Annotated in this window: 13 protein-coding genes; 6 read left to right on the top strand and 7 right to left on the bottom strand. The window is 70.7% G+C overall.

Features of this window, described 5'->3' with window-relative positions; genetic code table 11:
- Positions 1–23 precede the first annotated feature (23 nt).
- Both SOM13_RS07040 and SOM13_RS07045 read right to left on the bottom strand, forming a co-directional pair.
- Positions 24–1,025, bottom strand: coding sequence for a sugar ABC transporter permease (locus tag SOM13_RS07040; protein WP_320479231.1), 1,002 nt, complete (start codon positions 1,023–1,025; stop codon positions 24–26).
- Position 1,026: 1 nt separating this feature from the next.
- The gene (locus tag SOM13_RS07045) at positions 1,027–2,265 is read right to left on the bottom strand and encodes a sugar ABC transporter substrate-binding protein (protein WP_192061252.1); all 1,239 of its coding nucleotides are present in this window, start codon (positions 2,263–2,265) and stop codon (positions 1,027–1,029) included.
- A 213-nt stretch (positions 2,266–2,478) separates the two neighbouring features.
- Between SOM13_RS07045 and SOM13_RS07050 the strand changes: the two genes are divergently transcribed.
- Entirely contained in the window at positions 2,479–3,567 is a 1,089-nt protein-coding gene (locus SOM13_RS07050) for a LacI family DNA-binding transcriptional regulator (RefSeq protein WP_320479274.1), read from the top strand.
- A 167-nt stretch (positions 3,568–3,734) separates the two neighbouring features.
- Here the strand turns inward: SOM13_RS07050 and SOM13_RS07055 are convergent, their stop codons facing one another.
- From SOM13_RS07055 to SOM13_RS07075, 5 genes are all read right to left on the bottom strand, one after another.
- The gene (locus tag SOM13_RS07055) at positions 3,735–4,718 is read right to left on the bottom strand and encodes a carbohydrate ABC transporter permease (protein ID WP_320479232.1); all 984 of its coding nucleotides are present in this window, start codon (positions 4,716–4,718) and stop codon (positions 3,735–3,737) included.
- Positions 4,715–5,854, bottom strand: a complete 1,140-nt coding sequence (locus SOM13_RS07060; protein ID WP_192061254.1) for a carbohydrate ABC transporter permease — start codon at positions 5,852–5,854, stop codon at positions 4,715–4,717. The genes SOM13_RS07055 and SOM13_RS07060 overlap by 4 nt, the downstream gene beginning before the upstream one ends.
- A gap of 75 nt (positions 5,855–5,929) precedes the next feature.
- On the bottom strand, positions 5,930–7,291 hold the full coding sequence (locus SOM13_RS07065; protein WP_192061255.1) for an ABC transporter substrate-binding protein: 1,362 nt from the start codon (positions 7,289–7,291) through the stop codon (positions 5,930–5,932).
- Between the two features lie 140 nt (positions 7,292–7,431).
- Positions 7,432–8,454: a LacI family DNA-binding transcriptional regulator gene (locus SOM13_RS07070; protein WP_192061256.1), complete on the bottom strand. Its 1,023-nt coding sequence runs from the start codon at positions 8,452–8,454 to the stop codon at positions 7,432–7,434.
- Positions 8,455–8,817: 363 nt separating this feature from the next.
- Positions 8,818–9,834, bottom strand: coding sequence for a LacI family DNA-binding transcriptional regulator (locus SOM13_RS07075; protein WP_192061295.1), 1,017 nt, complete (start codon positions 9,832–9,834; stop codon positions 8,818–8,820).
- 148 nt (positions 9,835–9,982) lie between these two features.
- Here SOM13_RS07075 and SOM13_RS07080 point away from each other — a divergent pair, with 148 nt between their 5' ends.
- The 5 genes from SOM13_RS07080 (at position 9,983) to SOM13_RS07100 (ending at position 16,517) form a co-directional block, all read left to right on the top strand.
- Positions 9,983–11,269 (top strand): ABC transporter substrate-binding protein, encoded by a 1,287-nt coding sequence (locus SOM13_RS07080; RefSeq protein ID WP_320479233.1) that lies wholly within the window; start codon positions 9,983–9,985, stop codon positions 11,267–11,269.
- Between the two features lie 10 nt (positions 11,270–11,279).
- A complete protein-coding gene (locus tag SOM13_RS07085) occupies positions 11,280–12,314 on the top strand; it encodes a carbohydrate ABC transporter permease (RefSeq protein WP_414655514.1) in 1,035 nt (344 codons plus the stop codon).
- Positions 12,311–13,213 (top strand): carbohydrate ABC transporter permease, encoded by a 903-nt coding sequence (locus SOM13_RS07090; protein ID WP_320479234.1) that lies wholly within the window; start codon positions 12,311–12,313, stop codon positions 13,211–13,213. Before SOM13_RS07085 ends, SOM13_RS07090 begins: the two co-directional genes overlap by 4 nt.
- Positions 13,214–13,386: 173 nt before the next feature.
- Complete coding sequence (locus SOM13_RS07095) at positions 13,387–15,795, top strand: beta-glucosidase family protein (RefSeq protein ID WP_320479276.1); 2,409 nt, start codon at positions 13,387–13,389, stop codon at positions 15,793–15,795.
- Positions 15,796–15,992: 197 nt separating this feature from the next.
- The gene (locus SOM13_RS07100) at positions 15,993–16,517 is read left to right on the top strand and encodes a hypothetical protein (protein WP_320479235.1); all 525 of its coding nucleotides are present in this window, start codon (positions 15,993–15,995) and stop codon (positions 16,515–16,517) included.
- Positions 16,518–16,547 lie beyond the last annotated feature (30 nt).

Raw genomic sequence — 16,547 nt, forward strand, 5'->3', positions numbered from 1 at the left:
TGCTCGGGACTCGCAGGGCTGTCTCACTCATCGACGGCCTTCCGGTTGAGTCGCAGGTACACGACGGCGAACACGGCCGAGATGACGATCAGCACGTTGCTGAGCGCCGCCCCCGACCCGAAGTCGAACTGCTGGAACGAGAGGCTGTACGACTGCGTCGCGATGGTCTGCGTCGCGTTCGCCGGCCCGCCGTTCGTCAGCCCGAGGATGATGTCGAGCACCTTGATCGTGTAGACGACGCCGAGCACGAGCACCACGCTGACCACCGGTCGCAGCAGCGGCCAGGTGACGTGACGGAAGCCCTTGAAGCCGGTGGCTCCGTCGAGCGACGCCGCCTCGTAGAGCTCGGTGGGGATGTCCTGCAGACCGCCGTAGAGGATGGTCGTGTTGAACGGGATGCCGATCCAGATGTTGACGAGCACCACGGTCAGCAGGGCCACGCTCGGGCTGGTCAGCCACGGCACGGCCGGGATGCCGAACGTCCCGAGGAACTGGTTCAGCACGCCCGAGTCCTGGTCGAGGATCCACTTCCAGATCGCGCTCGAGACGATCAGCGGCAGCAGCCAGGGCAGCAGCAGCAGCGATCGCAGGATCCCGTTGAGCGGGAAGGCCCGGCGGAAGAACAGGGCGAAGAGCAGCCCGATGACGAACTGGCCGACGATCGAGCCGATCGTGAAGAGCGCCGTGTTGAGCAGGGCCGTGCCGAACAGCTGCGAGCCGAGCACCTGGGCGTAGTTGGCGAAGCCGACCCAGGGCGCCTCGCCCGTGTAGAACGTGGTGGTCGTGTACGCCTGGAAGCTCATGATCAGGTTCTTGACCACGGGGTAGCCGAAGAACAGGACGATGAACAGCGCGGCCGGCAGCACGAACAGCAGCTGCGAGACGCGCTCCCAGCGGCGGGCCGTGCTGCGGCGGGTCGTGCGGCGGCCCGAGGGGCCGGGATCGCCGCGGCCGGGCCGCCGACGCGAGACCGGGGTCTCGTCGCCGGCGACCGGGCGGGTGCCGATCGAGGAGGCGGTGGTCATGTCACTCGCTCGGCTGCGCGTCGTCGAGGGCCTCGGCGGGTGAGGCCTGGCCGGTCAGCGCGGCCTGCACGGCGGTGTAGATGGCCGTGGCGGCGGCGGGCCAGTCGGCACCGAGCTCCGCCGTGCGCGACCGGGCGCCCGCGACCAGGGTGACGAACGCCTCCTGCTCGGGCTGCTGCTCGGCGTAGGTGTCCGCGACGCTCGTCTTCGAGGGGATCGTGTTGCGCTGCTCGGCCATGGCGAGCTGGTTCTCGTCGGAGTTCATGCACTCGACGACCTTCGCGGCGACGGCCTGACGGGCCTCGTCGCCGGTCTGCGGCACCGTCCACACCTCGCCGCCGAGCGGGGCGACCGCGGTGTCGGAGGCGTCTTTGACCGGGATCGTCGTCACGCCGTACTCGACGGCGGTCTGGGCGTTCAGGGCGGGCAGCTGCCACGGGCCGTTGACCATCATCGCCGTCTTGCCGGCCATGAACTGGTCGTTCACGTCGGCCTGGGTCCAGTTGACGACGCTCTTCGACATGGAGCCGTCGGCGACGAGGTCCGTCCAGAGCTGCAGCGCCTCGGCGGTCTCGGGCGTCGCGATGTCCTTCTCGTCGCCGCCGTTCGACCACATGAAGGGCAGGAACTGCCAGGTGCCCTCGTAGGTCGCGTTGGCGTCGACGGCCATGCCGTACCGGTCGCCCGAGGTGAGGGTCGCGGCGGCGGTCTCGAGCTCGTCCCACGTGGTGGGCGGCTCGACCCCGGCGTCGGCCAGGGCCTGCTTGTTGTAGAACAGCGCGATCGTGTTGACGGTCGGCGCGAGGCCGTAGAGCTCGCCGTCGTAGGTGCCCGACTGCACGACGCCCTCGGCGTAGCCGTCGGCGTCGAGCCCGAACTGCGACAGCGGGGTGAGCGCGCCCGTCTCGGCGATCTGCGCGAGGTCGGGGTTGTCGAGCATCAGCACGTCGGGCAGGGTGCGCGACGACGCCTGCTGCAGCACCCGCTGGATGAGCGACCCGCCGGGCACCATGGTGCGCTCGATCTCGACGCCGTTCTCGGTGCCGCACTGGTCGAGGAACGTCGTGATGACCTTCTCGTCGTTCTCGCCGTAGTAGTCGACGACGGTGATCTTGTCGACCGAGCCTCCGGAGGACGCGCCTCCGCCTCCGCCGCCGGTGCACCCGGCGAGGACGAGGGGGACGACGGCGACGAGGGCCGTCGCGGTGAGGGTTCTGGTGCGGATCGATGCGGGCTTCATTGCTCAGCTCTCTCTCGGTGACTGGTGGGCGGCCGGCGACGTCGGCCACGCGGGGTCGACCCGAGAGGCGGAGTGCGACGTCGCTGCTCCGTTGCAGGGAAGCTAGCAGTTAACCGCTTTACATGTAAAGCGGTTAACACGGATCCGTCCGATGTCTGCGCTGCGGGTCCGCCGCACTAGCCTGGTGTCGAGCGAAGGAGAGTCGTGGCGACCATGCGAGAGGTGGCCGCACGGGCGGGGGTGTCGATCGCCACGGTGTCGTTCGTGGTGAACGGGTCGCGCAGCGTGTCGGCGGGGGTGCACCGGCGGGTGACCGACGCCATGGGCGAGCTCGGCTACACGAACAACGTCGTCGCCCGCGCCCTGGCCAGCAAGCGGACGCGCATCATCGCCCTGCTGTTCCCGGCGCTCGAGCAGCGTCTCGGCGGCATCGCCCTCCACATGTTCATGAGCGCCGCCACGCGCGCCTCCGAGCTCGGCTACCACCTCGTGCTCTGGCCCACCGGGCAGACGGACGACGACGTGCGCGAGCTCGTGTCGGGGCGGCTGTTCGACGGGGTGCTCGTGATGGAGGTGCAGCTGCACGACTCGCGCGTGGAGGCGCTGCTCGAGCTCGATCTGCCGTTCGTGTCGATGGGGCGCACGTCGCAGAACGACCGGGTGCCCTACGTCGACATGGACTTCGAGGAGGCGGTGGAACAGGCCCTCGATCATCTCCAGTCGCTGGGGCACCGCAGCATCGGCCTCGTGGTCGAGGACTTCGCGGGGACCCCGATCGTCGGGTACGGACCCACCGCCCGCACGGAGGACGCGTTCCGAGCATCGACGGCCCGCCGCGGACTCCGCTCGGCCGTCGTCACGAGCGGGCAGTCGGCGGCCGGCGGGCGGCAGGCCGCCCACGATCTCGTCGAGGCGCTGCCGGACGTCACCGGGGTGCTGATGCTCAAGGACGACGCGACCGGCGGGCTGCAGAGCGGCCTCGCGGCGACCGGGCGCGAGGTGCCGCGCGACGTCTCGGTGGTGCTGCTGGCGTCGTCACGGGCGGCCGGTGCCGCGACGGAGCCCACGATGACGACGCTCGACGCGCCGGGAGCCGAGATGGCGCGGCTGGCGGTCGAGGCGCTCGTCGCGCGGCTCGACGCCGGTGCCGGTGCCGGTGCCGGTGTCGGTGTCGGTGCTGCTGCCGGTGCAGCTGCCGGTTCTGGTGCCGGTGCTGCTGCCGAGCTGACGCAGGTGCTGCTGCCGTGCGTGCTGCACGTCGCGGGCTCGAGTGCGCCCGCCCCCGCGCCCCGCGCCTCCTAGGCTCCCGCGCCCCGCACCCGCATCCTCCCCACGCGAAGAACCGCGTTCGCGAAGATGAACCGCGACATATCGCAGCTCATCTTCGCGAACGCGGTTCATGATGCGCGACCCGGGAACGCAGGAGGCGCGGGTCGACCGACCCGCGCCTCCTCGGCTCCCGCAGGCGGTCAGCCCTTCGTCGCCCCGGCCAGCAGCCCGCGCACGAAGAAGCGCTGCAGCGCGAAGAACACGATCAGCGGCACGATGATCGAGATGAACGCGCCGGCGGTCAGCAGCTCCCACGACTGGCCGTACGACCCGGAGAGGTCTTGCAGGGCCTTCGTGATCGGCAACCCCTGCCCCGAGGTGAACACCGTCGCCACGAGCAGGTCGTTCCACACCCACAGGAACTGGAAGATGCCGAAGGAGGCGATGGCCGGCATCGACAGCGGCAGCACGATGCGGAAGAACACCTGCCCGTGCCCCGCGCCGTCCATGCGCGCGGCCTCGATGACCTCGGCCGGGATCTCGCTGATGAAGTTGTGCAGCATGAAGATCGCCAGCGGCAGGGCGAAGATCGTGTGCGCGATCCACACCTTGGCGAACGAGCCGTCGAGCCCGTTCACCCCGAGGCCCGGCAGGATGTACAGCCCGCCGATCCGCAGACCGTCCGAGAACAGACGCAGCAGCGGCACGAGCGCCATCTGGATCGGCACGATCTGCAGGGCGAAGACCAGGACGAACATCGTGTTGCGACCCTTGAAGTCGATCCAGGCGAAGGCGTAGGCCGCGAGGCTCGCGATCGTGATCGGGATCAGCGCCGCGGGCAGCGTGATGACCAGCGAGTTGAGGAACGCCTTGCCGAGGGTGAGGCTGTCGCCCGAGTTCAGCGCGTTGACGTAGTTGTCGAGCGTGAAGCCGGGGTTCGCGAAGACCGTCCACCAGCCGGTGGTCTTGATGTCGTTCGCGGGGCGGAACGACGAGATGAACAGACCGGCGGTGGGGAGGGTCCAGATCACGGCGATGATCAGCGCGGCGATGGTGGCGCCCCGGCTGGTCGTGCCCTTCTTCAGCTTGCCGCTCGAGCTCTCGATCCTCGCGACGCCGCGCTTCAGCTGACTCTCGGTGCCCGGGGTGACGGCGACACCGACCGGGGTGGGGGTGGCGGTCATCGGATCTCCCTCTGCTTCTGGATCTGACGGGCGTTGTAGATGACGATCGGCAGCACGAGGATGAACAGGATCACGGCGAGTGCCGAGCTGTAGCCGGTGCGGCTGCCGAGCTGGAACTGTCGCACCATCTCGAACGCGAGGATGGTCGTGTCGTTGCGACCGCCGGTCATGGCCGAGACGATGTCGTAGACCTTCAGCGACGCGATCGAGATCGTCGTGAGCACGACGATGATCGTCGTCCGGATGCCCGGCACCGTGATGTGGCGGAAGGCCTGGAACCCGTTGGTCCCGTCGAGCGACGCGGCCTCGAGCTGCTCGGCGGGCACGCCCTTGATCGCGGCCGAGAGCACGGTCATGGCGAAGCCGGCCTGGGTCCAGATGAGCACGATCACGAGCAGCAGGGTGTTCCACGGCTCGAATCCGAGCCAGTCGACCGGCTGCCCGCCGAACGCGACGAGGATGCCGTTCAGCAGACCGATCTGCTCGCCCTGACGGATGTCGTAGAAGAACTTGAAGATGATCGACGCGCCGACGAACGAGATCGCCATCGGCATGAAGACCAGCAGCTTGAGGAACTTCTCGCCGCGGCTCTTGTCGATGAAGACGGCGTAGGCGAGACCGATCGCGGTCGCGGTGATCGGGGCCAGCAGCACCCAGATCAGCGTGTTGCCGAAGGCGGTCAGGCCGTCGGGGCTGGTGAAGACCCAGATGAAGTTGTCGATGCCGGCGAAGCCCGACCCGTCGTTCTTCATGAAGGCCTGACCGGCGGTCGTGATGGTCGGGTAGATCAGACCGATGATCAGGAAGAAGACCGCGGGGGCCATGAACCCGATGAGCTGCAGCGAGTAGCCGGCGCCGCGCTTCGAGCGGTAGTCGAGCAGGAACAGCCCGCCGCCGAGGACGGCGGCGATGACGGCGACCCACATGACCGAGTTGTAGAGGCCGAAGGCGAAGAGCACCCCGACGGGTACGAGCACGCAGACGGCGAGGCGGAGGATCGTGTACAGGCGGCCGCGACGGGGCGCGAATTCGACGAAGACCAGCACGATGCCGACCAGGGCCGTGAAGGCGAGCAGGATCAGGGGGATCTGAGCGAGCGGCGGGATCCCCGCCAGCCACTGGAAGAAACTGGACATCGCTGTCCTTTCGGGTACGGGTGAGGGTACGGGTCAGGGGCCGCCGACGAGCGGCGACCCCTGACTGTCGGGCGACTAGGAGGTGTAGCCGGCCTGGATCTCTTCGAGGACCGTCTCGGTGTCCGAGCCGTCGATCCAGTCGACCATGCCCTTCCAGAACGAGTCCGAGCCGACCGACTTGGGCATCAGGTCGGAGCCGTCGAAGCGGAAGGTGGTGTCGGTGCCCTGCAGGATCTCGACGGCGCTCTTCAGCAGGTCGCTGCCGGCGTTCTCGGGGTCGAGGCCCTGGTTGGCCGAGATGACTCCACCGAGCGAGACGCGGCTGTTGGCCCAGTCGGCGCTGGCGAGGTACGCCTGCACCTTGGCGGTGTCGTCGTCGTTCGAGAACGCGGCGACGAACTCGCCGCCACCGGTGACGGCGGCGGGGTCGCCCTCCTCCATCGGCGGGGTGAGGAACGCCCACACGTCGCCGTCTTCGGCGACCGTGGCGGGCTGGCCGTCGGCGTTGTTCGCCGCGGTCAGGAAGCCCTCGAAGAACGAGGCCTGGTGGGTCAGCGCGCAGCTGCCGTTCGCGACGTTGGTCGCGACGTCGCCGAAGGCGGTCGAGTTGATCGACTTGACGTCGCCGTAGCCGGCGTTGACCATCGAGGGGTCCTGCAGGATGGTGCCGACTGAGTCGAACGCGGCCTTGATGTCGGGGTCGGTGAACTCGGTGTCGCCCGAGACCCACGAGTCGTAGGCGTCGGGGCCGGCCTCGCGCAGCACGAGGTCCTCGATCCAGTCGGTGCCCGGCCAGCCGGACGCCTCACCCGAGTTGAAGCCGGCGCACCAGGGCGCTTCGCCGCTCTTCTCCTGGATGGTCTTCGAGACCTCGACGAGCTCGTCGTAGGTCTTGGGGACCTCGACGCCCCACTCCTCGAACTTGGCGGGCGAGTACCAGACGTAGCCCTTGACGCTGGCCATCAGGGGGGCGCCGTACTGGGTGCCGTCGACCTGGCCGTACTTCTGCCAGTCTTCGGACCAGCCGTCCTTCACGTTGGCGAGAGCCTCTTCGGGGAGCTCCTGCACCTTGCCGGACGACACGGTGTCGGCGAGCAGACCGGGCTGCGGGAAGATCGCGAGGTCGGGGGTGTCGCCGCCCTGGACCTTGATGCCGATCTGCTTCTCGAACTCCTTGTCGCCCGTGTACTTGATGTCGATGTCGTTCTCGGTCTCCCAGTCGGCCCAGCTCTCTTCGAGCAGGGTCGCCTCGTCGCCGTTGATGGTGCCGTAGATGTTCACGACGCCGTCGGCCGTGCCGACCTCGGCGCCGCCGCCGCTGCCGCCCGCGTTCGGGTCGTTGGGGTCGGCGGTGCCGGAGCAGCCGACCATCAGGAAGCTGGATGCCGCCAGGATGGCCAGAGGGCCTGTGATCCGACGGTGCAGGGATGCTCGCATTGGTTTCTCCTCATTGAGTGCAAGACAGGCGACCGGTCGTGCTGTCAGCCGGTCTCCGCGACACGTCGTCGTCGACGCGCGTCGACGACGATCTTCACACAGCCTCAGGAGGCGCGCAACCGGATCGAGGGTCGCTCAGGTCACGGGCTCGTAACGGGTGCGGAGCTGCCCCGCACCGTCAATCGGGGCGCGATCAACACGTGTGGCGCATCGTGCCGACGCCCCTCGATGCGGTCGACGAGATCGTCGACGGCGGCCGCCGCGATCCGGATGCCGGGCGGGCTGACCGTCGTCAGCGGGGGCGACGTCATCTCCGCCGCGAGGTCGCCGATGCTGAGTGCGACGACGCTGATGTCGCGGGGGATCGACCGCCCGGCCGCGGCGGCCGACTGCACGAAGCCGGCGAGGGCCGTCTCGTTGAACGCGAGCACGGCGGTCGGTCGACTCGGCCGCGCGTCGAACACCTCGAACGCCGCGCGACCGCCGGGCACCGAGTTCTCGGCGAGATGCGTCTCGAGTCGCAGCCCGCGCTCGGCGGCGGGTCGCTGCAGCGCGCTGGTCGCGCGGTCGAGCGGACCCGAGCCCCGCTCGGGTGACGCGATGATCTGACTGAGGAAGAACACCCGCTCGTGCCCGAGATCGGCCAGATGGTCGACGGCCATCCGCCCGAGCGACTCGTAGTCGGCGTCGACGAACCACAGCCCGTCGGCGTCGTCGGGTCGGCCGATGTTGCTGAACGGCACGCCCGAGTCGGTCAGCACCGCGACCCGAGCGTCGCTCGCCGTCAGCTCCATCAGGATGACCCCGTCGACGAGCCCCTCGCTGACGAGGCTGCCGAGCCCGTCGACGTCGTTGATCGGATGCGACCAGAGGAGGAGGTGGTAGCCGCGTTCGCGCGCCCGATCGGTGGCCGCGGCGACGTACTCGAACTCCGACGACGTCACGCCCCGGCGGCTGTACGGGTAGTGCAGCGCGAGGATCCCGCCGCGCGACCCGGCGAGCCCGCGGGCGAACGCGTTGGGCGTGTAGCTGAGGTCGGCCATGGCCTGCTCGACCCGCTGGCGCGTGCTGGCCGAGATCGTGCGGCGACCGCTGATCGCGTACGAGACGGTGCTGGCCGACACCCCGGCGAGCCGCGCCACATCGTCTCTCGTCGCCGCCACGGCCCGCACCTCGCCTCGTCACGCCTCACGCGTCGCTCGAAGGAGAGGACGACGTCGTCCGAGCACCCGGGTGCCCTTCGTGGATCGTAGCCGGTGCGGCCCGCGAGACCGGCACCGCGCCTCCTGCCGGTGCCTCCCGCCCGCGTGCCCCCGGCCCGCGCCGGCCTCCCGCCTGGCGCGCCTCCCGCCTCTCGCCCGCGCCTCCCGCCGGTGTCCCGCCTGGCGATGAACCGCGTTCGCGAAGATGAACCGCGATAGAACGCGGTTCATCTTCGCGAACGCGGTTCATGGTTCGCCGGCGGCAGGCGCTGCGCGCGCGTCAGGCGCTGCGGGAGGCGCCCGCGTGCGGCGGCCGGTGCGGGGTCAGGCGCCGCGCGCGGCCGGCGGGGCGGTCGTGCCGCGCACGACCAGGCGCGTCGGCAGCTGCACCTCGGGCGTCGTCGGCGCGCCCCCGTCGAGCATCGTGAAGAGCATGCCCGCCGCCGCGCTCCCGAGCCGCTGCATCGGCTGCTGCACGGTGGTCAGCGGCGGCGACTCGCGCGACGCCTCGGGGATGTCGTCGAAGCCGACGATGCTGAGGTCGTCCGGCACGCGCAGTCCGAGCTCGAGCGCCGTGCGCAGCAGCGCGATCGCCGACAGGTCGTTCGTCGCGAACACGGCGGTCGGCCGGTCGGCCTGGGTCAGCAGCGAGCGGGCGGCCTGCCGCGCCGTCGTCAGCTCGAAGTCGCCGTGCCGGGTCAGGCAGGGGTCGCGCGTGATGCCCGCCGCCCGCAGCGCCTGCACGTAGCCGGCCTCGCGCAGCGACGCCGAGCGCAGGTCGGGGCGCCCCGACAGGAACCCGATGCGGCGGTGCCCGAGCGCCAGCAGGTGCTCGACGGCGAGCAGGGCCCCGCCGCGGCTGTCCGCCTCGACGGAGGGCAGGTCGGTGCGACCGGTGTGCGGGTCGACGGCCACGACCGGGATGCTCACGGTCGTCGTCAGCACCGACGGCGTCACGAGGATGGCCCCGTCGATGAGGGTGCCGCTCAGTCGGCTGAGCGACCGGCGCTCCCACCCGCTGTTCTCGCCGTGGTGGGCGCCGCTGTAGGCGAGCAGGTCGTACTCCGAGCCGCGCGAGCGGACGGCCGCGCCGACGCCCTTCAGCACCTCCGAGCTGAACGGCTCGAAGTCGGCGACGAGCACGCCGATCACCCCGGTGCGCCGGGCGCGCATGCTGCTCGCGACGAGGCTCGACTCGTAGCCGAGCTCGTCGACCGCGGCCATGACGCGCTCGATCGCCTGGGGCGAGACCCCGTACCGCCCGTTGACGGCCTTCGAAACGGTCGCCGTCGAGACGCCGGCGGCCTTCGCCACGTCGTGGATGGTCACCCGACTCGTCATCACGAGCCGAATCCTAGTCACGTCGAAATGGTTTTCGAAAACGTTTGACACCTGCGCAGCCGTTTTCGACACTGAGGCGACGCCGCGCATCGGAGCACGGCGCGCTCGGCCGACCACGGCCGCTCAACGAAGAGGAAAAGGTGGAACCATGACCACATCTCGACGGCTCCTGGCCGGGTCTGCGGCCCTGCTGATCGGAGCGGGACTGCTGACCGGCTGCAGCACCGGAGGAGGCGGGGGAGACGACGACGGCTCGCTCACCCTCTGGCAGAACTCGACCACCGGCCCCGGGCAGGACTTCTGGGTGAAGGCCGCGGCCGACTTCGAGGAGGCCAACCCCGACGTGACGATCGATGTCCAGACCGTGCAGAACGAGGACTTCGACAGCAAGCTGCAGACCGCCCTGAACTCGGGCGACGCGCCCGACGTGTTCCTCCAGCGCGGCGGCGGCAAGCTCTCGGCGATGGTCGAGGCCGGCCAGGTGAAGGACATCAGCGACAGCATCTCGGACGACGCCCGGGCCGACATCAGCGAGGGCACCTTCGGCGCCGGCTCGGTCGACGGCAAGGTCTACTCGATGCCCGTCGCCGTGCTGCCCGGTGGCTTCTGGTACAGCCAGGATCTCTTCTCCGAGGCCGGCATCGACGCGGCGCCGACCACGATCGACGAGCTCGACGACGCGGTCTCGAAGCTGAAGGACGCCGACGTGCAGCCCGTCGCGCTCGGCGGCAAGGACGCCTGGCCCGCCGCGCACTGGTACTTCTTCTTCGCCCTGCGCGCCTGCAGCAGCGACGTGCTCGAGCAGGCCGCGACCGACCGCGACTTCAGCGACCAGTGCTGGGTCGACGCCGCCCAGGACCTCGCCGACTTCCGTGACACCGAGCCGTTCAACGAGGGCTTCCTCACCACCGCCGCCCAGCAGGGCGCCGGCAGCTCGGCCGGCCTCATCGCCAACAAGCAGGCCGGCATGGAGCTGATGGGCGCCTGGAACCCCGGCGTCATCGCCTCGCTGACGCCCGACGAGAAGCCGCTGCCCGACCTGGGCTGGTTCCCGTTCCCCGAGATCGAGGGCGGCGACGGCGAGACCGGCGCCATCATGGGCGGCGTCGACGGGTACTCGTGCTCGACCGATGCTCCCGACTCGTGCGTCGACTTCCTGAACTACCTCGCGACCCCCGACGTCCAGACGGCCTACTACAAGGCCTTCAACGCGCCTCCGGTCAACACGGTCGCTCAGGAGTCGGTCACCGAGCCCTACCTGCAGGACGTCCTGACCGCCTACAACGACGCCCCGTTCGTGTCGCAGTGGCTCGACACCGTCTACGGCCTGAACGTCGGCAACGCGATGAACGTCGCCGTGGTCGACCTGCTCTCGGGCGACGGCACGCCCGAGCAGTTCGTCGAGGCCGTCGACGCCGCCGCCAAGAAGGCGTAGGGGTCGCATCGTGAGTCTCCGCGAACCCTCCGTGCGGCCCGCCGCACCCTCGCGGGCTCACGCCACCGCCGGGGGCGATGCGCTCGCATCGCCCCCGGCGGCCTCCCGGGCCGTGTCCCGGAAGGGGCGTGGCGCCCGGGGTCTCGAGATCGCCCTGCTCGTCGGACCCGCCCTCGTGGTGTTCCTGGCGTTCGTGGTGTTCCCGATCGTCATGGCCGCCTACTACGGCTTCTTCAGCTGGTCGGGCTTCGGGGCGCCGACCGACTTCGTCGGGTTCCGCAACTACCTGACGATCTTCCAGGACGTCGCGTTCCTCGACGCCCTCCGCCACAACGCGACCATCGTGGTGCTCTCGCTCGTGCTGCAGGGCCCGGTAGCGATCGGTCTGGCGCTGCTGCTGAACCGGAAGCTCCGCGGTCAGTCGCTGATCCGCGTGCTGATCTTCGTGCCCTACGTCATCAGCGAGGTCGTCGTCGGCACCGGCTGGAGCCTCATGCTCCAGGGCAGCGGCGCCGTCAACGACATGCTGACGAAGCTCGGCCTCGGCTCGCTCGCGCAGGACTGGCTCGCCGACCCGAGCATCGCCATCTGGACCCTGCTCGTCATCATCACCTGGAAGTACGTCGGCTTCGCCGTCATCCTGTTCCTCGCCGGTCTGCAGGGCGTCCCCGAGGAGCTCAGCGAGGCCGCGGCCATCGACGGCGCCAGCTGGTGGCAGATCCAGCGCCGCATCACGCTGCCGCTGCTCGGCCCGACGCTGCGCATCTGGGCGTTCCTGTCGATCATCGGCTCGCTGCAGCTGTTCGACCTCGTCTACATCATCTGGGGTCAGTACATCGCGGCCACCGCCGGCACCTCGACGATGGCCACCTACATGGTCGCGAACGGCCGCACCTCGGGCAGCTACGGCTACGGCAACGCCGTCGCGGTCGTGCTGTTCCTCATCTCGCTCGTCGTCGCCCTCGTCTACCAGCGCTACGTGCTGCGTCGCGACACGGCCGGCGCCGTGACGACCTCCGCCACCACCGCAGGAGAAGAACGATGACCGCCTCGACCCTCGCCGCGCCTCCTCGGGGCCGCGGGTCCGCCTCCACCGACGACCGGCCGAAGCGAAGGAGGCGCGGGATCGCCGATCCCGGACGCGGCGTCGCGTACGTGGTCGCCCTGGTCGTCATCGTGGCGATGCTCGCGCCCGTCGCGTTCATCGTGCTCGGCGGGTTCCGCACGAATGCGCAGATCACGACCGACCCGTCGGGGTTCCCGAGCCCGTGGCAGATCGGCAACTACCTCGACGTGCTGACCGAGGGCACGTTCTGGCGGCAGGTCGGCAACTCGCTGATCTCGGCCGGGGCGACCACCATCGGCACCGTCGCGCTCGGTCTCGCCGCGAGCTACGTGCTGGCCCGCTACCGGTTCGCCGGTCGCGGCGTGCTCTACGCGATGTTCGCCGCCGGGTTGATGTTCCCGATGACCGTCGCGATCACGCCGCTGTACCTCGTCATCCGCGACCTGGGGCTGACGAACTCGCTGGCCGGGGTCATCCTGCCGCAGATCGCGTTCGCCCTGCCGACGACGATCATCATCCTCGTGCCGTTCCTCCGCGCGATCCCCGACGAGATCGAGGAGGCCGCGTTCATCGACGGCTGCAGCCGCCTCGGCTTCTTCTTCCGCATGGTGGTGCGCCTGTCGCTGCCCGGCGTGATCACCGTGGGCATCCTGGCGTTCATCGGCGCGTGGAACTCGTATCTGCTGCCGCTGTTCATCCTCAACGACCCGTCGACGTTCACCCTGCCGCTCGGCGTGCAGGCGTTCTCGTCGCAGTACTCGGTCGACACCGCCCGGGTGCTCGCCTTCACCGCGCTGTCGATGCTGCCCGCGCTGATCTTCTTCAGCCTCTTCGAGCGCCGCATCGTCGGCGGACTCACCGGGGCGGTCAAGGGATGACCGCCGCCGACACCGTCACCGAGACGGTGCAGAACCCCTCAGACCAGGAGGCGCGAGCCGACATGACCGACACCGCCCAGCGACCGCAGTCTCCCGCGACCGACACGGCCGAGGCGACCCTCCTGCGGGGCGAACCCCGCGCCTCCGGCCGGGTCTCCGCTCTGCTCGCCGACATGACCCTCGACGAGAAGCTGGCGCAGCTGGTCGGCTGGTGGGTCGACCAGGGGGCCGAGAACGTGGCGCCGATGCAGGGCGAGATGGCCACCTCGGGCGACTACGAGGACGCCACCCGACACGGACTCGGGCACCTGACGCGGGTCTACGGGACGCGACCGGTCGACCCCGCCGAGCGCGCCTCCTGGTTGTGGCGCGAACAGCGTCGCCTGCGCGACGAGACCCGTCTCGGCATCCCGGCCCTCGTGCACGAGGAGTGCCTGACCGGGCTCGCCGCCTGGCAGGCCGCGACCTTCCCGACGCCGCTGGCCTGGGGCGCGTCGTTCGACCCCGAGCTGGTCGAGCGGATGGCCGAGCTGATCGGCGGGTCGATGCGGGAGCTCGGCGTGCACCAGGGGCTCGCACCCGTGCTCGACGTGATCCGCGACCCGCGCTGGGGGCGGGTCGACGAGTGCATCGCCGAGGACCCGTACGTGGTCGGCACCATCGGCACCGCCTACGTGAGGGGGCTGCAGAACGCCGGGGTGCATGCGACGCTGAAGCACTTCGTCGGGTACTCGGCGTCGGCGGCGGGGCGCAACCACGCCCCGGCGCAGATCGGGCCGCGGTTCGTCGAGGACGTCCTGCTGCCGCCGTTCGAGATGGCCGTGCTCGACGGCGGGGTCCGCTCGGTGATGAACTCGTACGCCGAGATCGACGGGGTGCCCGTCGCCGGGACCCCGTCGTATCTGACCGATCTGCTGCGCCGCCGGTGGGGGTTCGACGGGGTCGTCGTGTCGGACTACTTCTCGGTGGCGTTCCTCCAGGTGATGCACGCGGTGGCGGCCGACCGGGGCGAGGCCGCCGCGCTGGCCCTCGAAGCCGGCATCGACGTCGAGCTGCCGACCGGCGACGCCTACCTCGCGCCGCTGGCCGAGCGGGTGCGCGCCGGGCTGGTCGACGAGGCGCTGGTCGATCGGGCCGTGCTGCGCGTGCTCGCGCAGAAGGAGGAGCTCGGCCTGCTCGACGAGACCTTCGAGACGCCGCCGCCCGCCGCGTTCGACCTCGACTCGAGCGAGCACCGCGCCGTCGCACGGCGACTGGCGGACGAGTCGGTCGTCGTGCTGACGAACGACGGGGTGCTGCCGCTGGTCGGTGCGGGTGCGGGTGCGGGTGCGGGTGCTGGTGTTGGGGCTGGCGCTGGTGCTCGTGCGGCTGCGGGTGCGGGTGCGGGTGCGGGTGCGGGCCCGGCCTCGATCGTGGTGCTCGGGCCGAACGGCGACAGCGCCGAGGCCCTGATGGGCTGCTACTCGTTCGTCAACCACGTGCTGGCGCACCACCCGGGAGTGCCGCTCGGCATCGAGCTGCCGACCGTCGCCGACGCGCTGCGGCTCGAGCTGCCGGGCGCCGACGTCACGGTCGTAGCGGGCTGCGACGTCGAGGGCGACGACCGGTCGCGCATCGACGAGGCCGTGGCCGCCGCCCGCGACGCCGAGGTGGCGATCGTGGTGGTCGGCGACCGCGCCGGTCTGTTCGGTCGCGGCACCGTCGGCGAGGGCAACGACGTCGAGAGTCTCGAGCTGCCGGGGGTGCAGCGTGACCTGGTGGAGGCGGTCGTCGCCACCGGCACGCCCGTGGTGATGGTCGTGCTGTCGGGGCGGCCCTATGCGATCGGGTGGGCGGTCGGTGGCGCGGGGGCGCCGGCGGCCGTCGTGCAGGCGTTCTTCCCGGGGGAGGAGGGCGGCGCCGCCGTCGCGGGCGTCCTCACCGGGAGCGTCGAGCCCTCGGGTCACCTGCCCGTGTCGTTGCCCCGTTCGGCCGGAGCGCAGCCGTTCTCGTACCTGCACCCCGTGCTCGGCGGCCCCTCGGAGGTGACGAGCGCCGACAGCACGCCGGTGCTGCCGTTCGGCCACGGGCTGTCGTACACGACGTTCGAGCGGACCGACCTGGTGGTCGGGTCGCCGGCCGGTCCGTCGGCCGGCTCGTCGGGCTCGGCCGGCTCGCCGGGCTCGTCAGGTTCGGCCGGTTCGTCGGCCTCGGCCGCGGAAGTGGCCGCCGGAGGCTCGTTCACCGCCTCGGTGCGCGTCGCCAACACGGGCGACCGCCCGGGCACCGACCTCGTGCAGCTCTACGCCCGCGACGTGATCGGCTCGGTCACGAGGCCGGTCGCGCAGCTGCTCGGCTACGCCCGGGTGACGCTCGAACCGGGTCGGGAGGCGCGGGTCGAGTTCGACGTGCCCACCACCCGTCTGGCGTTCACCGACCGGCACGGCCGTCGGGTCGTCGAGCCCGGCGACGTCGAGCTGTGGGTGGGCCCGTCGTGCGACACCCGCGAGACGGAGGCGCGCCTCCTGCTCACCGGAGACGTGCACCCCGTCTCGCTGACCGACCCCCGGCTGGTCGGGGTCGAGGTCGCGCCCCTGGCCTGACCTCCTGCCGCTCCGCGCCGCGCCATGAACCGCGTTCGCGAAGATGAACCGCGATGTATCGCAGTTCATCTTCGCGAACGCGGTTCTTCGGTGCGGCGGCGGCGGACGCGCCGCGGGCAGCCAGGGGGATAACCCCCGCGCGGGTCTGGGTGCGGGCGTCATAGGGCCGCGTGGCACGCGTCGCGAGGATCGTAGGCATGGAAGATCACGCCGCCACCACCACGCCCACCACCCGCCGCCGTCTGCGCGCCGGGGCGCTCGCCGCCCTCGGAGTCGCCGGCATCGCCGCCCTGACCGGCTGCTCGTCGATGGTCAGCGCCGCCGAGGAGGCCCTCGGCAGCGAGCAGGTGCAGCAGCGCCACTACGACACGTACGCCGATGCTCCGAGCTCGCGCACCTCCGACGACGTCGCCTGGTTCATGCCCGACTGGGTGCCCGCCGACGCCCGCGACATCGACGTGCGTCTCGACACCGAGCAGCCCGGTTACGAGCTGTCGTTCACCTCGGCGGAGGGTGTCGACCTCGACGCCTGCGAGCCCGTCGACGGCGATCTCGGCGGGCCGGCGATGCCGACCGAGACGCTGCCGCAGCCCCTCCCGACGACCGGTCTCGTGTCGTGCGGCGACGGTCGCGTGACCGCCACCGTCGACGACCGCTGGGCCAGCTGGACGACCCTCGAGGCCGTGCCCGGCGACGACGGCGGCAGCACGCTGCGCCGCTGACCCGCGCCTCCGCGCCGGTGCCGACCCGCG

Source organism: Frigoribacterium sp. CFBP9030, assembly GCF_034045195.1.
Taxonomy (GTDB): domain Bacteria; phylum Actinomycetota; class Actinomycetes; order Actinomycetales; family Microbacteriaceae; genus Frigoribacterium.

Excerpts from the sequence above, each read along its gene's own strand:
- SOM13_RS07060 (WP_192061254.1), bottom strand. The coding sequence starts at position 5,854 with ATGTCCAGTTTCTTCCAGTGGCTGGCGGGGATCCCGCCGCTCGCTCAG.
- SOM13_RS07050 (WP_320479274.1), top strand. The coding sequence starts at position 2,479 with ATGCGAGAGGTGGCCGCACGGGCGGGGGTGTCGATCGCCACGGTGTCG.
- SOM13_RS07090 (WP_320479234.1), top strand. The coding sequence starts at position 12,311 with ATGACCGCCTCGACCCTCGCCGCGCCTCCTCGGGGCCGCGGGTCCGCC.
- SOM13_RS07045 (WP_192061252.1), bottom strand. The coding sequence starts at position 2,265 with ATGAAGCCCGCATCGATCCGCACCAGAACCCTCACCGCGACGGCCCTC.
- SOM13_RS07080 (WP_320479233.1), top strand. The coding sequence starts at position 9,983 with ATGACCACATCTCGACGGCTCCTGGCCGGGTCTGCGGCCCTGCTGATC.
- SOM13_RS07095 (WP_320479276.1), top strand. The coding sequence starts at position 13,387 with ATGACCCTCGACGAGAAGCTGGCGCAGCTGGTCGGCTGGTGGGTCGAC.
- SOM13_RS07040 (WP_320479231.1), bottom strand. The coding sequence starts at position 1,025 with ATGACCACCGCCTCCTCGATCGGCACCCGCCCGGTCGCCGGCGACGAG.
- SOM13_RS07075 (WP_192061295.1), bottom strand. The coding sequence starts at position 9,834 with ATGACGAGTCGGGTGACCATCCACGACGTGGCGAAGGCCGCCGGCGTC.
- SOM13_RS07055 (WP_320479232.1), bottom strand. The coding sequence starts at position 4,718 with ATGACCGCCACCCCCACCCCGGTCGGTGTCGCCGTCACCCCGGGCACC.
- SOM13_RS07065 (WP_192061255.1), bottom strand. The coding sequence starts at position 7,291 with ATGCGAGCATCCCTGCACCGTCGGATCACAGGCCCTCTGGCCATCCTG.
- SOM13_RS07100 (WP_320479235.1), top strand. The coding sequence starts at position 15,993 with ATGGAAGATCACGCCGCCACCACCACGCCCACCACCCGCCGCCGTCTG.